19 protein-coding genes and 1 tRNA gene are annotated in these 19,536 nt (G+C 64.7%); 11 read left to right on the forward strand and 9 right to left on the reverse strand.

The window, feature by feature from the left end; genetic code table 11:
- Position 1 precedes the first annotated feature (1 nt).
- The 3 genes from AC1C2M_RS01235 to AC1C2M_RS01245 are packed head-to-tail and all read right to left on the reverse strand — an operon-like array spanning position 2 to position 3,831.
- On the reverse strand, positions 2 to 1,642 hold the full coding sequence (locus AC1C2M_RS01235) for a DNA repair helicase XPB (protein WP_495434964.1): 1,641 nt from the start codon (positions 1,640 to 1,642) through the stop codon (positions 2 to 4).
- 44 nt (positions 1,643 to 1,686) lie between these two features.
- The gene (locus tag AC1C2M_RS01240; protein WP_495434965.1) at positions 1,687 to 3,525 is read right to left on the reverse strand and encodes a helicase-associated domain-containing protein; all 1,839 of its coding nucleotides are present in this window, start codon (positions 3,523 to 3,525) and stop codon (positions 1,687 to 1,689) included.
- A gap of 27 nt (positions 3,526 to 3,552) precedes the next feature.
- Positions 3,553 to 3,831 carry a multidrug ABC transporter ATPase gene (locus tag AC1C2M_RS01245; protein ID WP_495434350.1) on the reverse strand — a complete coding sequence of 93 codons (279 nt, stop codon included), beginning with the start codon at positions 3,829 to 3,831 and terminating at the stop codon, positions 3,553 to 3,555.
- A 167-nt stretch (positions 3,832 to 3,998) separates the two neighbouring features.
- Here AC1C2M_RS01245 and AC1C2M_RS01250 point away from each other — a divergent pair, with 167 nt between their 5' ends.
- Both AC1C2M_RS01250 and AC1C2M_RS01255 read left to right on the forward strand, forming a co-directional pair.
- Entirely contained in the window at positions 3,999 to 4,382 is a 384-nt protein-coding gene (locus AC1C2M_RS01250; protein WP_483404747.1) for a cold-shock protein, read from the forward strand.
- A gap of 47 nt (positions 4,383 to 4,429) precedes the next feature.
- Positions 4,430 to 5,467 (forward strand): DUF3027 domain-containing protein, encoded by a 1,038-nt coding sequence (locus tag AC1C2M_RS01255; RefSeq protein ID WP_495434351.1) that lies wholly within the window; start codon positions 4,430 to 4,432, stop codon positions 5,465 to 5,467.
- Between the two features lie 63 nt (positions 5,468 to 5,530).
- Here AC1C2M_RS01255 and serC read toward each other — a convergent pair whose 3' ends face one another.
- Positions 5,531 to 6,643, reverse strand: a complete 1,113-nt coding sequence (gene serC, locus AC1C2M_RS01260; RefSeq protein WP_495434966.1) for a phosphoserine transaminase — start codon at positions 6,641 to 6,643, stop codon at positions 5,531 to 5,533.
- A gap of 119 nt (positions 6,644 to 6,762) precedes the next feature.
- Here serC and AC1C2M_RS01265 point away from each other — a divergent pair, with 119 nt between their 5' ends.
- The 4 genes from AC1C2M_RS01265 to AC1C2M_RS01280 all read left to right on the forward strand — a co-directional run bounded on the left by AC1C2M_RS01265 (position 6,763) and on the right by AC1C2M_RS01280 (position 9,576).
- Positions 6,763 to 7,458: an iron-dependent transcriptional repressor DtxR gene (locus AC1C2M_RS01265; RefSeq protein WP_483404744.1), complete on the forward strand. Its 696-nt coding sequence runs from the start codon at positions 6,763 to 6,765 to the stop codon at positions 7,456 to 7,458.
- A 274-nt stretch (positions 7,459 to 7,732) separates the two neighbouring features.
- A complete protein-coding gene (locus tag AC1C2M_RS01270) occupies positions 7,733 to 8,599 on the forward strand; it encodes a C40 family peptidase (protein ID WP_495434967.1) in 867 nt (288 codons plus the stop codon).
- Positions 8,600 to 8,928: 329 nt separating this feature from the next.
- Positions 8,929 to 9,429 (forward strand): HNH endonuclease, encoded by a 501-nt coding sequence (locus AC1C2M_RS01275; protein ID WP_495434352.1) that lies wholly within the window; start codon positions 8,929 to 8,931, stop codon positions 9,427 to 9,429.
- A gap of 72 nt (positions 9,430 to 9,501) precedes the next feature.
- Positions 9,502 to 9,576, forward strand: a tRNA-Arg gene (locus tag AC1C2M_RS01280).
- A 411-nt stretch (positions 9,577 to 9,987) separates the two neighbouring features.
- On the opposite strand, the gene AC1C2M_RS01285 is transcribed toward AC1C2M_RS01280, so the two are convergent.
- Complete coding sequence (locus AC1C2M_RS01285; RefSeq protein WP_495434968.1) at positions 9,988 to 10,833, reverse strand: DUF1295 domain-containing protein; 846 nt, start codon at positions 10,831 to 10,833, stop codon at positions 9,988 to 9,990.
- Between the two features lie 179 nt (positions 10,834 to 11,012).
- Positions 11,013 to 11,306, reverse strand: a complete 294-nt coding sequence (locus tag AC1C2M_RS01290) for a hypothetical protein (protein WP_495434969.1) — start codon at positions 11,304 to 11,306, stop codon at positions 11,013 to 11,015.
- 423 nt (positions 11,307 to 11,729) lie between these two features.
- Between AC1C2M_RS01290 and AC1C2M_RS01295 the strand changes: the two genes are divergently transcribed.
- From AC1C2M_RS01295 to AC1C2M_RS01305, 3 genes are all read left to right on the forward strand, one after another.
- A complete protein-coding gene (locus tag AC1C2M_RS01295) occupies positions 11,730 to 12,074 on the forward strand; it encodes a hypothetical protein (protein WP_495434970.1) in 345 nt (114 codons plus the stop codon).
- Positions 12,075 to 12,240: 166 nt separating this feature from the next.
- Positions 12,241 to 16,041 (forward strand): AAA family ATPase, encoded by a 3,801-nt coding sequence (locus AC1C2M_RS01300; RefSeq protein WP_495434971.1) that lies wholly within the window; start codon positions 12,241 to 12,243, stop codon positions 16,039 to 16,041.
- Between the two features lie 5 nt (positions 16,042 to 16,046).
- Entirely contained in the window at positions 16,047 to 16,322 is a 276-nt protein-coding gene (locus tag AC1C2M_RS01305; RefSeq protein ID WP_495434972.1) for a hypothetical protein, read from the forward strand.
- A gap of 30 nt (positions 16,323 to 16,352) precedes the next feature.
- Here AC1C2M_RS01305 and mscL read toward each other — a convergent pair whose 3' ends face one another.
- From mscL to AC1C2M_RS01320, 3 genes are read right to left on the reverse strand one after another with little or no spacing between them, the layout of a single operon-like run.
- Positions 16,353 to 16,757 (reverse strand): large conductance mechanosensitive channel protein MscL, encoded by a 405-nt coding sequence (gene mscL, locus AC1C2M_RS01310; RefSeq protein ID WP_495434973.1) that lies wholly within the window; start codon positions 16,755 to 16,757, stop codon positions 16,353 to 16,355.
- A 14-nt stretch (positions 16,758 to 16,771) separates the two neighbouring features.
- Positions 16,772 to 17,122, reverse strand: coding sequence for an FmdB family zinc ribbon protein (locus AC1C2M_RS01315; protein ID WP_495434974.1), 351 nt, complete (start codon positions 17,120 to 17,122; stop codon positions 16,772 to 16,774).
- A gap of 52 nt (positions 17,123 to 17,174) precedes the next feature.
- Positions 17,175 to 17,753: a 5-formyltetrahydrofolate cyclo-ligase gene (locus AC1C2M_RS01320; RefSeq protein ID WP_495434975.1), complete on the reverse strand. Its 579-nt coding sequence runs from the start codon at positions 17,751 to 17,753 to the stop codon at positions 17,175 to 17,177.
- A gap of 133 nt (positions 17,754 to 17,886) precedes the next feature.
- On the opposite strand from AC1C2M_RS01320, the gene galU reads away from it, so the two are divergent.
- Together galU and AC1C2M_RS01330 are read left to right on the forward strand one after the other, a co-directional pair.
- Positions 17,887 to 18,780, forward strand: a complete 894-nt coding sequence (gene galU, locus AC1C2M_RS01325) for a UTP--glucose-1-phosphate uridylyltransferase GalU (RefSeq protein ID WP_495434357.1) — start codon at positions 17,887 to 17,889, stop codon at positions 18,778 to 18,780.
- Positions 18,781 to 18,810: 30 nt separating this feature from the next.
- Positions 18,811 to 19,476, forward strand: a complete 666-nt coding sequence (locus AC1C2M_RS01330; protein WP_483404732.1) for a GNAT family N-acetyltransferase — start codon at positions 18,811 to 18,813, stop codon at positions 19,474 to 19,476.
- The last annotated feature ends 60 nt before the right edge of the window (positions 19,477 to 19,536 follow it).

Below are 19,536 nucleotides of genomic sequence, written 5' to 3' on the forward strand. Positions count from 1 at the left end.
GTCAGGCGGCGAGAGCGCCCGCGTCGAGAATTGTGTAGCTGTAACCCTGCTCGGCGAGGAACCGCTGCCGGTTCTGCGCGAAGTCCTGGTCAACAGTGTCCCGGGCGACGAGCGTGTAGAAATTGGCCGACAGCCCCGACTCCTTCGGTCGGAGGAGCCGCCCGAGCCGCTGCGCTTCTTCCTGCCTCGAACCGAACGAGCCAGACACCTGGATCGCCACGGTCGCCTCGGGAAGGTCGACGGAGAAGTTCGCCACCTTCGACACGACGAGAACCGTGATGTCGCCGGTCCGGAATGCCTGGAACAGCCGTTCGCGTTCGTCGACGGGCGTTGCCCCGGTGAGCTTGGGCGCGCCGAGTTCCTCGGCGAGCTCGTCGATCTGGTCGAGATACTGCCCGATGACGAGAATGCGCTCGCCCTCGTGCCGAGCGACCAGGTCACGGACCACGTCAAGCTTTGCCGGGGCCGTCGCAGCGAGGCGGTACCGTTCGTCATCGGCCGCAGCGGCGTAGGTGAGTCGCTCGGACTGCGGGAGGTCGATCCTGACCTCGTAGCAACTCGCCGGTGAGATGTAGCCCTGGGCTTCGATTTCCTTCCAGGGAGCGTCGAACCGCTTCGGGCCGATGAGGCTGAACACGTCGCCCTCCCTGCCGTCCTCTCGGACGAGCGTCGCCGTGAGGCCCAGCCTGCGGCGAGCCTGGAGTTCTGCGGTGAGCTTGAACACCGGAGCGGGCAGGAGGTGGACCTCGTCGTAGACGACCAGTCCCCAGTCCATGGCGTCGAGGAGGGCGAGGTGGGCGTACTCGCCCTTTCGCTTGGCGGTCAGGATCTGGTAGGTGGCGATGGTGACGGGCTTGACCTCTTTGACCTGACCGGAGTACTCACCGATTTCCTCTTCGGTCAGGCTTGTGCGCCGCAGCAGCTCATCTCTCCACTGCCGGGCAGACACCGTGTTCGTGACGAGAATCAGGGTGTTCGTCTTTGCCGTTGCCATAGCGCCAGCGCCGACCAGGGTCTTTCCCGCGCCGCAGGGAAGCACGACGACGCCGGAACCGCCCTCAAAGAAGTTGTCGATGGCCTTCTGCTGGTAGCCCCGCAGGTGCCAGTCCTCCTCGCGAAGGTCGATCTGGTGCGGCGTGCCGGGGGTGTAGCCCGCCAGGTCCTCAGCGGGCCAGCCGAGTTTCACCAGTTCCTGCTTGAGCTGGCCACGCGCCCACGCGTCGACGAGGTACGTGTCGGGAGACGGATGCCCGACGAGCAGCGGTGAGATCCGTTTGGCGCCGGCGATCTCGGTCAGCACCGCCTCGTCCGTGGAGCGAAGCACCAGCTGGTTGTCGTCGTTGCGCTCGATAATGAGCCTCCCGTAACGCGACACGGTCTCGGCGATGTCGAGCGAGACGGTCTGGGGGATGGCGAACTTCGAGTATTTTTCGAGAGTCGCGAGCATGTCGGAGGAATCGTGCCCGGCCGCACGGGCGTTCCACAATCCCAGCCGGGTGATCCGGTAGGTGTGGATGTGTTCCGGGGCGCGCTCGAGCTCGGCAAAAACCGCGAGGTCGTGTCGTGCGTCCTCGGCAAGGGGATGAGCAACCTCGAGGAGAACCGTGCGGTCGCTCTGGACGATTAGTGGGCCATCAGACATAACTAGCTACCCTATAGCCGAAGGCTGGGAACGGCGCCGGGATCCTATTTCAGTTCAAGGATGCTTGACAGCGGGAGAGTGCGCTCGATATCGGATCGTTTGTCCCGACCGCGGAGCCGGCCACCGGAGACCCCCGTCGGCTCGAGCACGAACTCGAGCGGACCTGAATTGGGCACCTGGACGGTCACGGTAACCGTCTGCTTCGCGCGGATCGCGGCGTCGAGCAGGCGCGCGACCCAGGCCTGGCGCGAATCCTCCGGCGAACCGAACTGAGCCGAACGAAGACTGGCGATGAGTGCCGAATGGTCTTGAGGTGCCTGGGCGGCAGGCTGTTGCGTTGTCCGCTGTCGCCGCAGGCTGATGAGTTCGCCGTCCGGTGTCTCGGCAGCAACGGGATACCGTGCGTCGCTGAGCGCCCAGAACACGACCTCGAACTCGAAGCGGCTCACCAGCCGGTTCTCGCCTGACCGCCTCAGGCCAAGCGGGGTCAGCGCCTGGTCGACATCGAGCAGGCCGATCAGTGCGCTGTCGCTTGAGCGCACGTAACTGTGTGCGTCAGGTTCGGGTGTGCTGGACGGGATCGTTCCGACCCGGATGGTGCCGAACCGGCCGGCGGCCTGCGAGATGAGGTAGTGCACGGGCTGCGGGATTCCGGTGAGGGAGACGCTCTCGAGGAACGCCAGCATTTGGCGTGCGGTTACTCCCGATGACAGCGCTCGGTTGATGCTCGCCTGGGAGAGCCGGTAGCTGAACGCCTGTGCGCGGTTCTCGAGGTCGGCGAAATTGCGGAGCGTCTGGTCGAGGTCGGGCTGAAGAGGACCCGGAGCGATGATCGACAGGTCGTGCTGAAGATAGACCTGACTGACGTGAGCGGGGAACAGGTGGGCCATCGCTGCCGCCGCTGCAGCGGCATCCGTCGTCAGAAGCACCGCTCCCGGTGTGCTGAGCACCTGAGCCGCGGGTGACGGGCCGCTCGTCACTCCGAGCAACTCTGCGTGGGCAGCGACGCGGGTGACTTCTCCGTGAAGCCACTCGCCGCCCGCCGGGTAGAGCCACCGCGCATAGGAATGCAGCGATTCGCCCCACTCGGTCCTCGCGCCGAGCACTGACCTCACCTCGCCGGGGATCGCCTCGACCCACGCGCGTGCCAGAACGGCCCAGCGGTCAGCGGTGGACGCGGACAGCCACTTCTCACCCGTTACGGTCGGATGCCAGCCACCGGTTTCGTGGGACGCCAGATTGCTGCGTACCGCGAGGTCGAGATAGCTGTCGACTGCTGGCTCTTCGACCTGCATCGCCCGGGCAAGCCGGCGACGTTCGGGAAGGGCGGGGCCACCCTTGCCGAGTTCACGGACCGGGTGCGCGAGGAGTTCGACCACGAGTTCCGCGGTGGCCATGGTGGTCTGGAAGGCCTGGTCGGCCGCACCGAGATCCGTTGACCGGGCGGATGCTGCTGTTGGCGTTGCACCCGCGGCCGGCGGCGGTGACGTTGCGAGTTCGGCGAGGTCGGGAAGGCCGATCTTCGGCCAGTCGGCGAGGACGCCTGACACGGGGCCGAGCGCGGAGTATCCGGTCTCTGTCCTGGTGAGCAGCGCGCTCTCGACGGCGTGAGCGGCGCGGTCATCGACCTGGTCAGGACTCATGCTCCCGATACGATCCGCGATCTCTGTTGCGGAGAGCGAATCGGCTGTCGCCGCAGCGAGCACCGCGAGCGTGTGCCGGTCGAGACGCTGCAGTGCTGAGCGGATTCCCGCGGGGTCGAGGAGGCTTTCTGCGAGGTCGAAGAAGTCCCTGACCCGGCCTCGCGGTGCGGGTGGGCGGAGCGTCAGGAGGTGTTCGAGTGAGGCGTCGTCCCGCGCGCGAAGGCTGCTTGCGAGGGTCATAATGTCCGTCATGAGCAGCAGGCCGTGTCAGCGCTGAGTGATCGTGCGCTTGTTTTCGCGGGAACGCCGGATCACGCTCGTGATCATCAGCGCGATCAGCAGGACGAACGCGAGAGGGAGCCCGATGTACGGCACCATGACGACGACCGGCCAGATTCCGGCGGCGAAATCGCTTGACCCCATTCCCTGCCAGGTCCCGATGATGATGGCGAGGAAGGTGCCAACGGAGAGGATCACAAGCCCGAGCAGCATGTAGGCGAGGACTCGCTCAAAACGGCTGACGTTCTGCGGATTATTGTCGGTCACATGCTCAGGATATCGCTCCGGGCTGAATCCGGCAGAACTGGTGTGATGCCTGACGCTCTAAGCTTGAGACGCGGGACCAGAACGCCCGCTCGTTGTTCGGCTCCTGCCGCGACGATTGCACCACTCGCCGGTTCGCCGGCGTGTCTATTCACTGCGAGGTTGAGTCCATGCCCACCGGCAAGGTTAAGTTCTACGACGACGAGAAAGGCTTCGGCTTTATCTCGAGCGATGACGGCCAGGAAGTCTTCCTGCACGCATCGGCTCTGCCCGCCGGCGTGACCTCGGTCAAGGCCGGCACCCGACTCGAGTTCGGGATTGCCGACGGCAAGCGTGGAGTGCAGGCGCTCTCGGTTCGCGTCCTCGACGCGCCCCCGAGCCTGGTGAAGCTCAAGCGCAAACCAGCCGATGACATGGCGATCATTGTCGAAGATCTCGTGAAGCTGCTCGACGGCCTCGGCGGAGACCTGCGGAAGGGTCGCTACCCCGACAATGCACACAGCCGCAAGGTCGCACAATTGCTGCGCCGGGTAGCCGACGAACTGGACGCGTGATCGCTGCGCCACGTTGGGCCCGCCGTCTTTTCCCAAGGAGCACTTCGATGAACCCCGCCGAGAACTCCACGACGGAGCAGTCACTCCCACACGGTCAGGACGCAGCGCCCGCTGCAGACGCCGATTCCGGTTTCCCCGCCGCATCGAGCACCGCCGCATCCGGCACCGCCGCACCCGAAACTGCCGCAACTGATTCTCCCGTCGATTCGGTGCAGAGCCGCGAGCGAACGGATGCCGGCCAGGAGACGGCGCGGACGGCCGTCCAGCAGGAACCAACGGCGGATCAGGTCACGACGGATCAGGCCGCGGCTCAGGCAACGGCGGACGAGACCGCAGCGCCCCACGCTGCCATCTCCGAGGGTGCCGAGTCGAAGCCTGCCGAGTCGAAGCCGGCGTCGACGGTGCCGGACCGGCCGAAGCCAGCCCCCGTCGCAGATGACGTGCTCCTCGCCTCTGTCGATGTGGCTCGCGAAGCACTCCTGAAGGTCACGCCAGCGTCGACAATCGGTCAACCGACCGGACACATCGTCGAAGACGACAACGTGCTCTCCCTGCTGTTCGCCTCGACTCTTCCCGGTTACCCCGGGTGGAACTGGACAGTGACGCTCGCCCGTGTTGGCGACGATGCGCCCACCGTCCTCGAGACCGAGCTGCTGCCGGGGGAGTCCGCGTTGCTCGCGCCCGTCTGGGTGCCGTGGTCCGAGCGTCTCGCCGACTACCACGCATCGCAGGAGGCCGCCGAACAGGAGGCGCGTCTCCTCGCAGAGGCCGCTGCCGAGTTGGAGGACGACGAGGACGACGACGATGATGACGGGTTCAGCATCCTTCACGCCGGCGACGTCGATGGTGTCGACGTCGACGAAATCGACGAGTCTGATATCCCGGGCGATGACGAGTCGGATGACGATGACGACGAGTCGGATGACGATGACGACGAGTCGGATGACGATGACGACGAGTCGGATGACGATGACGACGAATCGGACGACGATGACGACGAGTCGGACGAAGATGACGAGTCGGATGACGATGACGACGAATCGGACGAAGCGTCCGACGATGACGAGGGCGAACGCAGCTACTGACGCGCCGACAGATAACGCCCGCCACTTCACAAGTGGCGGGCGTTATTGCGTGGTCTGTGTGCTCTACAGCGCGTCGACGACAAACTCGATGCTGCGCGTGAGCTGACGGATGTCGTCCGGTTCGATGGCGGTGAAGGTTGCGACGCGGAGCTGGTTGCGACCGAGTTTCCGGTAGGGCTCCGTGTCGACGATTCCATTGGCCCGAAGCGCCTTCGCGACGGCTCCCGCATCAACGGCGTCATCGAAGTCGATCGTTACGACGACCTGTGAACGGTCGGAGGGATCCGTGACGAATGGTGTTGTGTACGCGGTTTTCTCGGCCCACTCATACAGGTACGACGAGGATTCCCTGGTCCTGGAGTCGGCCCAGGCGAGGCCACCGTTCTCTCGGATCCACGAAACCTGGTTGTCGAGCATGACGAGGGTCGCGAGGGCCGGGGTGTTGAGGGTCTGGTTCAGGCGGCTGTTGTCCACCGCGTTCTTCAGGCTGAGGAATTCGGGAATGTAACGGCCGGACGATGCAACTCGCTCAACACGCTCGATGGCAGCAGGTGAGAACAGTGCGAACCACAGACCGCCATCCGACGCAAAGTTCTTCTGCGGGGCAAAGTAATAGACGTCAGCCTGCGCAGCGTCGATCATGACGCCGCCAGCAGCGCTCGTCGCGTCGATCACCGTGAGCGCGCCGGGGTCCGCCGTCACCCGCGTGACCGGGGCCATGACGCCGGTGGATGTCTCGTTGTGGGTCCAGGCGTAAACGTCGACGCCGTCGACGGGTTCCGCTGTTGTCCGTGAGCCGGCGGGAGCTTTCCGGACATCCGGCGCTTCCAGCCACGGAGCCGCCGCGGCCGCTGCGAACTTCGAACCGAACTCACCGAACGTGAGATTCTGGCTCCGGCGTTCGATCAATCCGAAGGATGCAGCATCCCAGAACGCGGTCGAACCTCCGTTGCCGAGCACAATTTCGTATCCGTCGGGGAGCGAGTACAGCGCACTCAGCCCGTCGCGAACGCGGCCGACCAGGTTCTTCACCGGGGCCTGGCGATGCGAGGTGCCCAGCAGCGACTGGGCCGCTTCCGTCAGCGCGGCCACCTGCTCGGTACGGATCTTGGACGGGCCGCAGCCGAATCGTCCGTCCGCTGGCTTGAGGTCATTCGGGATCACAATGTCAGGCATGTTCCGATTCTAGAAGCGATGCACCGGTCCCCGAACTTCTGTGACGATCCAGGCGCGCCAAAGCTGGGTTCAGCGCACAGTAGGCTTGGGACTATCGCGCTGAACCATGGGAGACGTCAATGACTGACCTGATTGACACCACCGAGATGTACCTTCGTACCATCCTCGAACTCGAGGAAGAGAACATTGTGCCTCTCCGTGCCCGGATCTCCGAGCGGCTGAGCCACTCGGGTCCGACAGTGTCACAGACCGTCGGTCGCATGGAACGCGACGGACTCGTGGTGGTCTCCGGCGACCGCCACCTCGAACTTACGCCGACGGGACGCAGCAAAGCCGTGCACGTCATGCGCAAGCACCGTCTGGCCGAACGACTGCTCAGCGACGTGATCGGGCTTGAGTGGGAGTACGTTCACGAGGAGGCCTGCCGGTGGGAGCACGTCATGAGCGAACAGGTTGAGCGCAAGCTGCTCGCCATGCTCAACCACCCGACCGAATCACCGTATGGCAATCCGATTCCCGGCCTCGAGGAACTCGGCGATACCCCCGCTGGTGCGTTTGCGCACGGAGTGACGAACCTGGTCGAGCTCGTCCGCGGCAGAAGTGAACCGATCACCGCGACGATCCGTCGCCTCGGTGAGCCAGCGCAGGTCGACCCGGAACTCCTTCTGCAGCTGAAGCAGGGCGGTATCATGCCTGGTTCGGTCGGTGTGTTCTCCCCGGCTGGGTCTTATGTTCTGGTTCAGGTTGAAGGTTTTGGGGAAGGTCTGGAACTTCCCAACGAGGTCGCCGGTCACATCTTCGTCGAAACCCCGTAAAACCGGCCTCACTGCGGCTTAATGCCGACTCACGTGCGCGGTTCTGATACCAGAGCCGTTGGACTCCCGTTACCAATTCGTTAGTTTCCGTGCGAAAAAGGTGACAAATTGGTAACGGTCACGTACGCTCGAACACGTCCGAAGGTCAGAACTGGCCACAGGAACCCGTTCCGAGGCGCCTCTCCCGCTCGTCTCCTCGGCTGCGGAACCCGAATATTTGTGTAGACGAGACGCCATCCCTAGTGTGGTGTTCGAGGCGCCGGAGGTTCACGCTTTGGCCGTAAACAACAGCCCGTTCGACGGCGAGTCGGAGAAAAGCGACCCGTCGACGTCCCACCGGGTGGCCCTGCGCTCGCCGCGTCCGGTTCGCAGCCAGCCCGGTGCAGTGACACCCGCAGCCCCGGTGGCACGGACAGCGAAGCCCGCTCCGAAAGAGAGTGTGTGGCGCAAGTTCCGGTCGACAGCCATTATGGCGATCGTCGTCCCCGGGCTTTTCGGCACTGTAGCGCTCCCCGCTTATGCCTTCTCGCCGACCGCGACTGACCAGGCGGCGCCTTCGTCCACTCTCCAGACGCTCAAGGAGTCAGGGGCGCAGTCACTCTCCGTCGATGAAGGCGTGACCGCCGCGACCGTTGTTCGCGATGGATATACAGCGACGACGGCCGAGGAACTCGCGAACGCGCGTGCGGTCGCTGAAGCGGCAGAGGCTGCGACCCGTCGCGCCGAATTCGCAACCCAGCAGACGTCGTTCTCCGGACCAACGGCATCCGATCACCTGGCAAGTCCCGCCTACCCCTCGAACTTCAGCCTCGACCAGGTCTTCAACGTCGCGCTGCAGTACCAGGGCGTCCCATACGTCTACGGCGGAGCCACCCCCGCCGGGTTCGACTGCTCGGGGTTCGTGAAGTACGTCTACGCGCAGTTCGGCATTAACATGCCGCACTCCTCGACCGCCCAGGGCAACATGGGTACCCGGATCCCCGTCGCCGACGCCGTTCCTGGCGACCTCGTCGTCAGCGCGGGACACATCGGCTTCTACGCCGGAGACAACAAGATTCTCCACGCCTCACGGCCGGGCACCCCGCTCCGCATCGGCCCGATCTATGCAGACAACTGGTGGATCGTCCGGATCGGAATCTAAGGTCCAGATCAGCCCCGGAATGATATTCCGCTGCGAATGGCGTGCTTCTCTCGGGAAGCACGCCATTTGTGCGTTACATTAAAGCCCTGACCTCAGAAAGAAGCAGCAGGAAGCTCATGACCCGACACGCAGGTATCCACACCACGGATGCTTGTGCGTGCCAGGGTCGCGACCATTCCGGTTCAGCATGTCGCCCCTTCAACGGTGGTGGCGAAAAGGCGCAGTCTGCATAGACTGCGCTTTTTGTTTACCCGGATCCTCTCTTCGGCCTCAGGTCGGAACACCGAATAACCGCGAAGCCGTCGCGGCAATTTGAGAGGAAACGTGACATGCGCACACTCGTGTTGAATGCCGGATACGAACCCCTTGCCATCGTGTCGTTCCGCCGGGCGCTGGTGCTGGTGATGAACGAGAAAGCGGCGATCATCGAGGTGGATGCCGAGAATCCAGTGTGGGGATCTGATGGTGCCCACGAAAGGCCCGCGGTGATCGTTCTCAACCGGTATGTGCGCATTCCCGCTTCCCGTCGCGTTCCCGTGACGCGTCGGGGCGTGCTGCGGCGGGATGCCAACCGGTGCGGGTACTGCGGCAAACTCGCCGCGACCATTGATCACGTCATCCCCCGGTCACGCGGGGGCGAGGACTCGTGGGAGAACCTCGTGGCCTGTTGCCTGCGGTGCAACAACGCCAAGAGCAACCGCACACCGGCCGAGATGGGCTGGTCCCTGCGGATCAAGCCCCGGATGCCCCACGGTCCGACGTGGGCTGTGCGCGGCGCCGAGAAAGCGATGCCGGCGTGGGACCAGTACCTCACGCCTGCCGCTGCGTAGGTCGGGAGCGCGGGGAACAAGCGGGCGGTTGTTCACGTGGGCGGCGTTCTCTCCGCTAAACTTCTGGAGTCAGCCTCTGTAGCTCAACGGAAGAGCACCTCCGTCCTAAGGAGTTGGTTGGGGGTTCGAATCCCTCCAGGGGCACCACAGGAGTTCATTCCACGAGGAAACCCTGGCCGCAGTTCGTCGGCCGCAGTTGTCGCCGGGCGGGGTTATTCCCCACAGCGCTCGCGGCCTGTTCCGTTATCGGGCGATGGCGGGTCGGTGTATTTTCGGGCGGATGTTCCGCCATGCCGTCGTCGATACGACGACAGACACCGCGATTGACCGCCCGAACCAGGTCGTACGTCGGCAACGGTCAGGATCTTGGCGGCCGTGGTTCTTGACGGCCCGGGGTGTCCGCCATTGCCGCCTGAGGCCTGTCCCGTTATCGGGCGATGGCGGGTCGGTGTATTTTCGGGCGGATGTTCCGGGTTGCCGTCGTCGATACGACGACAGACACCGCGATTGACCGCCCGAAGCAGGGTGCACGTCCCCAACGGCCATGATCTTCGTCGGTCAGACCGGCTGGGGCTGTCCCTGCGTGTGCTTCGGTGGCCAGGGGATGAGCATCGATGTTGAGCGTCGGTAATCGGCGTACGCCGGGTACTTCGACGCGCTGATGGACTCGGTAAAGATCGTTGAGCCGATAAAAAGCACGGTCAGCAGCACCGGGCCGATGATCGTCCAGTTGAGGACCCCGCCCAACAGGCCGTGTCCCGCGGAGACCGCTGCCGTCGCCCCGATCGCGTAGAACGTCCACCACTGTGCCTGCTCGAAGAAGTAGTTGGGGTGTCGGCTGAACCGGAAGAGGCCCGAGGTGAGGAAGCCAGGCCCGAGGTCTCCCGCCCTGCGTTTCTTCGCCTCGTGGAAGTTCCACTGTTCCTGGTCTGCGGTGAACTCGCCAACCAGGAACGCGACGAACAGGACGGCGAACACCCCGTCCCACCCGTTCAGCGGAGTGGGGTTCTGCCATGCAACGAGGGCGGGCAGCGTGATGAGCACGAGGAGCGCGTTCTGGTACAGCACGATGAAGAACAGATTGAAGAGCTGGAACTGCCACGGTTTCATCCGCGCGCGGAGGATCCCCCAGCGGTAGTCCTCCATCCCGGTGTACCCGCCCCTCCGCGCAAAGTTGAAAGTGAGGCGCACCGCCCACGCGGTCACCAGGACCGCCATCAGCACCAGTCGCGCGGCGTCCTCGCCTGTACCGATGCCAGCGCCCGCAAAGATCCAGACGTACACCGCCGGAACGACCGACCAGAGCCGGTCGACCCACGAGGTGTCTTTCGTGATCAGGGACGCGATCCAGCAGAACGCGCAGGTGATTGCGAACACGATGAGTACGAGAGTGAGCGGGTTCATGCGCACAGCATACGGACGGTGACGTGCGAGGGGTAGGACCGCAGTGAGGGCGCAGGCCGCAGACGAAGAGTGACCACAAGTGCTCATCAGCGGCTGTCCGAGACAGCGGCTGTCTGAGGTGGCGCTCGGGACCGGCAGGGGAGAGTCCGATGCCGGCCCCGAGCTGTGGAGTTCATCCGTTACCTGAACGGTCGCATGGCGAGGAACTGATCGCGCCATTCCTCACGCTGCCGTTGAGCGTCCTCGCCTTCCCGCCGGCCAGCGTCATCGAGTACGGGCGTGAGGTCCGGCCGTGCATTCGGTTTGGCCGTGCGAGGCCGACGGCTCCACGTGACGAGGGCAACCCCGAGGTGGAGCGCCGCTCGGTCGAGCAGTCCGACACGGCGAACCGCTCGTTCCGCCCGAACGGGAACCGTGCTGGGTTGGGGTGGGTGTTCCTGGCGAGCGGGAGCGCTCACAAAGTGGGTATTCATGGGAGATATGTCCTTAAGAGTGGGATCCAGGCACGCCGAAGAGAGCGCTCGGGATCGCCGAAGAGTGGGAACCCGCTGGTGCGGGCAGAGTGCGACGAACTGCTCGTCACATACGGGGTGATAAGCCTGTTGGCAGGGTGCAGAAATCTGCGGATGCCGCCTGGCCTGGCTTCGAAACCGTCACCACCGTCTGAACCGGTGGGTGTTCTACTGGTCAGGCAGTGAGGACGCCGACGAAGCCAGCTGTGGGTGATGCGATTGCAATAATCATTGAGAACACGCTGGACTCCTTTCGTCATTTGGGCGTAGGCATCACGGTAGCGGAGCCCAACTGTGAAGCGCAAGAGCTTTTCCGCACTGCCGCGCCGCGCCGATTCCCAACTGTTCTGCTTCCCGAACAATCGATGCACGATGATGTTGCTCATGCACAATTCGTCGCCGCAACGCCAGAGCCAGCCTTCGCGCGCAGATACCGGTGACTCCGTCTTCTCGGTGATCTCCGGTGTTTTACTTCTCGCAGGCGGCCTGCTCATCGGCTCGCTCTTCTCGCAGTGGGTCGGCACTCGCGTCTCGATCTGGGGTAGCCCCGTCGTCAGCGACGGTGCTATCCGGAATTACGTGGTGATGGCATCCGTCGCTTTCCTGCTCCTGGCCGGTGCCTGCGTCCTCGCTCTCGTGGGCCGGAACCGGAGCCTCGCGTGGGTTGCCGGAATTTTCCTGGCCGCCGATCTGGTGGCGGCCCTGGTCTTTGTGAACCCGCAAGGGTAAAGGGCCACACGGCCCGGAACACGTCGGTCATCGTCGAACGACCAGCCGTGCTACAGCGGAAGCACGTTCGGCCCTGGGGGTAAGAACTCGGGCGGAATGACCCCAACTCGGCGAATATCCGGTGGTGCTACCGGCGATTGGGCCCGACAGAGCTTAGGGTGTGGATGTGTGGCGGCTAGACAAGAAACCAGAGACTCGCGATTCCGATATCGCTGACGTCGATACTTCCCTTGCGCGTTCGGTCACCAGTCCCACTGGTTTGAGCGTCGGAGACCCGAATTTCACAGTGGGCAACGTGGCGGATGAGACCCGGAAACGCTGGCGTGAGCAACTCGCCACGGCCGGTGGGCGATCCCCGCTGTTGCACTTCGTGGACGACCCGCGCAATCGCATCGAGCTGAGTTCCACGCACCCTGGCGGCCTGCCTCAGTTCATCACCGGGCATTCCACTCTGTTGTCGAACCTCATTCGTGACGAGCTCGCACTCCGCGGCGCGAAAGCCGCGGCGGATCAGATCACCGTCAAGGGTGTCGAACTGCGGACAGTGCGCGGCATCGAATCGGTGCACCTCGCGATCGGGCTCGCCGAGTGGCGCCACGGAGAAGAAGAGTTCTCCGCACCCGTTCTTCTGCGTCCCGTCGCCATCCGCCGCTACGGCCGCGACTTCGAGCTGAAGCTCAAGGGCACCCCGTTCCTCAACCCGGAGCTCGCCAGGGCGCTGCACGAGCAATTCCAGATCACGCTCGACGCCGAGGCGTTCGAGGCGCTCGCCGTCACCAACGGTGCGTTCAAACCGCAGCCCGTCATCGACCGCCTGCGCGGACTCACCCAGCACCTCGAGTGGTTCAGCGTCCAGCCGAGGCTCGTGGTGTCAAGCTTCGCCGAGGTCGGCACAGCGCTCGTTCGCGACGCCAGGGATCTTGACCACCCGGTGCTCAACGCGCTCGCTGGAAACCCCGGGGCGCGCAGGCTCGTTGAGGGTCTGTTCCGGCCGGTGGATGCCATCGGCCAGGACGACAGGCCGCCGACAACGGATACGCTCCTGCTCGACGCCGACACCGAGCAGGAAAACGTGATCGCACAGATCGCTGCAGGGCACTCCATAGTGGTCACCACCCTTCCTGGCACCGGTGGCACGCAGACGGTGGTCAACGCCATCGGCAGCCTCGTCTCCCAGCACAAGCGTGTTCTCGTCGTGAGCGCAAGGCGTTCCAGCCTCGATGGCATCCGTCACCGATTCGGGAAGGTCGGTCTCCCGGGCATTACCGTGTCACCGGCGACCATTCGCCGCGACCTGATCCAGGCGATTTCGCGCAATGAGAAGGCTGTCGCACCGAAGGTCGCAGACGTTGACGACGCGCTTGTCCGGTTGCGCAAGGTGCTCCTCGACTACCGCGGCTCCCTCGGCCGGATCGACAGCGGGCTTGGTGTCAGCGTCATCGACACCCTCCAGGCTCTCACCCGCCTCGGCAACCTCCAGGACCAGCCGACGACGACCGCGCGGCTCGACCTCGCCTCTCTCGAGAAGCTCGCAGGCAATCGCGACATCATCGCGCGCAAGCTCGCGACCGCTGCCCAGCTCGGTGAGTTCCAGTACGGCCCGGATGATTCACCCTGGTACGGCGCCCAGTTCGCCAGCACGAAGCAGGCGAAGGCGACGCACGCCCTGGCCAAGAAGCTGCACAGGACAGAGCTGCCGCGCCTGCTCGAGCGCGGATACGAACTGATCGGCCAGACCCGGATGCGTGCGTTCGAGTCCATCGAGGAACTCGGCATCTACCTCCGGCTGCTCCTCGACATTCGCGAGACCCTGGACAAGTTCCAGCCGAGCGTCTTCGACAGGTCACTCGGCGAACTCATCGCCGCGACAAGCGCAAGGCGGGACGCCCCGAGCATGACCGGCGCCAACCGCCGTCGGCTGAAGAAGCTCGCTCGCGAGTATGTGCGGCCGGGCGTGCACGTCACAGACATCAATGCGGCGCTGCGACGAATTCAGCAGCAGCGCACGCTGTGGCAGCGATATGTGGCGGCAGGCGTCAACCCGGAGGTTCCGCTCGGTATCGCCGACGTGCAGGTTGCATACCAGCGCGTTGTCGAGGATCTCTCCCAGCTCGACGCGCCGCTCAGCCGCACGGCGAAGGCCCAGTCGCTTCTCTCGATGCCCGTCAAGGAGCTCGTCAGGCTCATGTCGGGACTGGCAGCAGACTCCGCGGTGATGGAGAACCTCCAGGAGCGGACCACTCTCATCGCCGAGCTGCGTGAGAAGGGGCTCGCCCCGCTCATCACCGACCTCTCGGTGCGCCATGTCCCCGAGGCGAAGGTTGCGAACGAACTCGAGCTCGCCTGGTGGCAGTCGGTGCTCGAGCACATGCTCACGACCGACCGTGCACTGCTCGGCGCGAACACCAGTGTCATCGACAGGCTCGAAGCAGACTTCCGCCTCGTCGACGAAGCGCATGCCTCGTCGACCGGCGCACTGCTCGGCGCGTTGCTCTCGGAGAACTGGAAGATCGGCCTCGTCGACTACCCGGATGAGGCAACGGCCCTCAAGAAGCTACTCCGCACCGAGGGCGCAACGCCGACGAAACTCGAGAACACGGCACCCCACCTGTCCCGCGTGCTGTCCCCGGTGTGGCTCACCTCGGTATATGAGGCCCACCTCATCCCGGAGAGCGTCCGATTCGACACGGTGTTCCTCGTCGACGCCGGGGCAACCACCCTCGCGGAGAACGCCGGGGCGATTCGCCGGGCACGCCAGGTCGTCGCCGTCGGTGACCCGGTCACGCAAAGCCCGACGCCGTTCACCGTCGCCATCGGCGTTCCGACGCCGGCCGCCGGCGCCGACGATGTTGACGCCAGGCATGCCGACTCGGCTCTCGCACGACTGTCCGGCCTGCTGCCGACCCTGACCCTCACGCGCAGTTACCGCGCCGGGGGCGAGGATCTGGCCGAGCTGGTCAACCACAGGTTCTACGGTGGCGAGATCGAGTCACTGCCGTGGGCAGGGTCCTTCCTCGGCCACGGAAGCCTCACCCTCGACTACGTTCCGAACGGGCATGGCATGCCCGACCCGGAGACCGGGGGAGTGGAGAGCGTTGACGCCGAGGTGGCCCGCGTCGTCAACCTCGTACTCGAACACGCCATCAACCGGCCGCGCGAATCGCTCATGGTGGTCACCGCGAGCGAGAAGCACGCCACCCGTGTGCACCAGGCGGTCATCTCCGCATTTGCCATGCGCGGCGACCTCTCCGACTTCATCCTCAAGGAACGGCCGGAGCCGTTCTCCGTGCTCACGCTCGAGCAGTCGGTGGCCGAGAGCCGCGACCGGGTCATCTTCTCCCTCGGCTACGGTGTCACCCCGCACGGCCGCGTGCTGTCCAACTTCGGCGCTCTTGCCCGGCCTGGCGGCGACCGCCTGCTCGCGGTCGGTATGACGCGAGCGAGGCGATCCATGGTGATCGTGTCGTGCATCCGTCCAGAAGACATCGACACCGATCGGATGCAGCACGGCATCGGAGCGCTCGCCGAGATCCTCAAGCAACCCGTCCAGCACGTCCCCGCGCCGCCCGCTACCGACGGTGCCGAACCGATGCTCATCGACCTCGCCGAACGGCTGTACCGCCACGGCCTGTCCGTTGAGGTCGGTTATCGCGGCAAGCTCGCCCTGGTCGCGGCGTACGAGGGCAAGGCGATCGCCGTGGAGTCCGACCCCGAGGTCAGCAGCGACTCGCTGCGGGAGTCGTTGCGTCTGCGTCCGGACGTGCTGCGCCGACTGGGCTGGCACTACCTCCGCGTACACAGCTTCGATCTGTTCAGCGACCCCGATGGCGTGACGCGCAAGATCCTGGCGATGCTCGGTGTTCCGTCACGCAACGCCGATGCGAACGCCGGGAACAGCCTTGAAACGTATGTCGCGGGCGATGTCGCGGACGTCTCCGAAGATGACCAGCAGGAGCGCGTACACTGAGCGACGTGTCGAACCGCCCAGCGCCCGAAGACCCTGGATCGCCGCACCCCGGTGATGCCAGGACACCGGACGCAGAGCGGGTACGCCGGGTCCCCGGTTCGCGACGTGCGGTCCTTCCGCCGATGCCTGGCACTGATCCAACGCCACAGGCCAGCCGGGAGGCGGTTCTCGCATCCGAAGACACGGACCGGTCCTGGGGCGGGCAGCCTGCAGCGCGCCCGGCTGAGGCCGGCCCGAACGACGCGCAGTTGCTCCAGGACGTTCCGCCCCACTGGGGCTAGCCAGGGGACCGCTATTCCTCGAGGTTGCTTCTATTCCTTGAGGTTGCTTCTGGCCAGCAGGTCGCGAATCTCGGTGAGGACGTCGATCTCGGTGACCGGTGCCTTCTCTTCGACGATGCCTGCCTTGCGCTTGGCCTCGGCGCGTTCCTTCATTGTGTTGATCGGCAGCACGAAGACGAAGTACACCACGGCCGCGATGATCAGGAAGCTGATAATCGCGCCGAGAACAGCGCCGAACTGCAGCTTCGCATCGCCAACAGACACGATGAGCGCGTTGTTGAGGCTGTCGGCCTGAAACAGTGCCCCGATGAGCGGGTTGAAGATGCGCTCGACTATCGAGTTGACGACAGCGGTGAACGCGGCTCCGATAACAACGGCGACGGCAAGGTCGATGACGTTGCCCCGCATGATGAAGTCTTTGAATCCCTTAAGCAATTTCGCCCCCATGGTCACGAAGCGGCAGCGGCGCTACCGGTACTCGACGAGCCAGCGGAACCGCTGGCAGGCGACGAAGATACCTTCTCCTTCGTGGCGCTGGCAGAGTCCTTCGATCCGGCAGAGTCCTTCGAGCCCGCAGAATCTGACTTTCCGCCGGATGACCTGGCACCGGTCGAGGCTGCCGCCGCGCGGGAGTCATTGCGGTAGAACCCCGACCCGGTGAACGACACTCCGACCGCGCTGTAGAGCTTGCGAAGCCTTCCGGCGCACTCGGGGCATTCGGTGAGGGAATCGTCGGTGAACGACTGCTGGATGTCAAAAGCCGTGTCGCAGGCTGTGCATTTGTATGAGTACGTGGGCATTCGGGTTTCCTGGAACTGTCGCGGCGTTTGTGCCGATGAGGTCGGTGTGTGGTTAAAAGTCGAGAATGCGTGACGGGGTGACGGCGCCGTCGACCCGCTGGTCGTGCTTTTCGAATGGCACGTCGGCCCGGAGTTCGCTGTCGAAGACGATCGCGTAGACCGGCGGGCATTTCTCCATTGAGCCGAGGGTTTTGTCGAAGTACCCGCGGCCCCAGCCCATCCGCATCCCATCGGGGCCTACCGCGGCGGCCGGCACGAAAATGAGGTCTACCTCGTTGATCGCGATTGGACCAAGGAGTTCGCCGACAGGCTCGGGCATTCCGTACAGGCCCTCAACCTCGGACCCCGTCTCTCCGACGGTCCAGTCCAGGAGGCCGTCTTCGCGGCTGATCGGAAACAGGACCCGGATGCCGTTGGCGAGTGCCCAGTTCACAAATGGGCGGGTGTTCGGCTCGTTCGGCGCGGAGAGGTAGCAGGCGATGCTGGTCGCGCCGCGGCGGGTGGCCAGGGCGGTGAGGTTGTCGGTGAGGCCGGTGGAAGCATTCTCACGTTCCGACGTGGTCAGGTTCTGACGCCGCTCCCGCAGCTCGGCACGGAGGGCTCGTTTCTGATGGTCCACCTGGGTTGGCATAGCCCCATTCTAGGCGGCGATGCCTGAGCGCCGGCATCCGCTGATGAGGGGCTCCTTCAGCCCTGACACGCCCGGCGCCGCGCTACGGCGAGACATCTCCCCGCCGGGGGCGGCATCCCGCTACTGTTAGTAGATGCCTCAGCCAGTACGCAAAGTCGTTATTCCCGCAGCAGGTCTCGGTACCCGGTTCCTGCCGGCAACGAAGGCCCTTCCCAAAGAGATGCTGCCCGTCGTCGACAAGCCAGCGATCCAGTACGTCGTCGAGGAGGCCGTCAGTGCCGGGCTCAACGATGTCCTGATGATCATCGGGCGCAACAAAAACGCGCTCGCCAACCACTTCGACCGGGTCACCGAGCTCGAACTGGCACTCGAGGAAAAGGGCGATGCGAAGCGCCTGAACCGCGTCGTTGAGTCGAGTGCTCTCGCCGACATTCACTTCCTGCGGCAGGGCGATCCCAAGGGCCTTGGCCACGCGGTGCTTCGCGCACGCAGGCACGTCGGTGATGAGCCGTTCGCGGTTCTGCTCGGTGACGACCTCATCGACGCCCGCGATCCTTTGCTCACGACGATGATCAAGGAGCAGGAAAGCCGCCAGGCCACGATCATCGCGCTGATGGAGGTCGACCCGGCAACGATCCAGATGTACGGTTGTGCGGCCGTCGAAGCGACCGACAACCCTGACGTCGTGAAGATCACCGACCTGGTCGAGAAGCCGGCCCCCGAAGACGCGCCGTCGAACCTCGCGATCATCGGCCGTTACGTCCTGCGCCCGGAGATCTTCGATGTTCTCGAGACGACGGAGCCGGGCAAGGGTGGCGAAATCCAGCTCACGGATGCCATGCAGGTGCTCGCTGCGGACGACTCGATTGCCGGCGGCGTCTACGGCGTCATCTTCCGTGGCCGACGCTATGACACCGGAGACCGTCTCGATTACATCAAGGCCATCATCCAGCTCGCCTCGGACCGTGAGGACCTGGGAGTCGAGCTCAAGCCCTGGATCAAGGAATTCGCCGCCAAGCTCGACTAGTTCGACGTTCTCTATCAAAGGAGACCCGGGTTGGCTCTTCCTGCCACCGTTCTGACCGACGGTCCCATCACCGTACGACTGGTCCGGTTACGCGATGCGCGGGCCATGGAACGCGAGCTCCTCGGTAACCGAAGCTGGCTGCGGCAGTGGGAGGCGACCAGCCCATACGCGCCGCGGTCCTTCGACATGCGTGCGAGCATCCGTTCGCTGCTCTCCAGCGCCAGGGCCGGCACAGGCCTGCCGCTCGTGATGGAGTACGACGGCGAGTTCGCCGGGCAGCTCAACGTGTCGGGGATCACCTACGGCTCACTGTCGTCCGCGACGCTGGGCTACTGGGTGTCCGAACGATTCGCCGGCAGGAGCGTGACACCGACATCCGTCGCGCTTGCCACCGACCACTGTTTCTCCCAGCTGGGCCTGCACCGGGTGGAGATCTGCATTCGGCCCGAGAACGCGCCGAGCCTGAGAGTCGTCGAAAAGCTCGGGTTCCGGTACGAGGGTCTCCGCAGACGGTACATCCACATCAACGGGGACTGGCGGGACCACTTTTGCTTCGGTCTCGTTCGCGAGGAGGTGCCGGGAGGCGTGCTCCGCCGGTGGAAAGACGGGCAGGTCCCTCCCGATGCTGCGACGGTTCCGGAATCCGACCGGATCGCGGCCCAGACGCCGATTGTGCCTCCCGCAGCGCTCTTTTAAACCTTCAACCTCAACTTGGGGGTGACACACCCTCGCCAATGCGGCGTGGCGTGCCTGTTC

The organism is Mycetocola sp. Y444 (assembly GCF_059445295.1).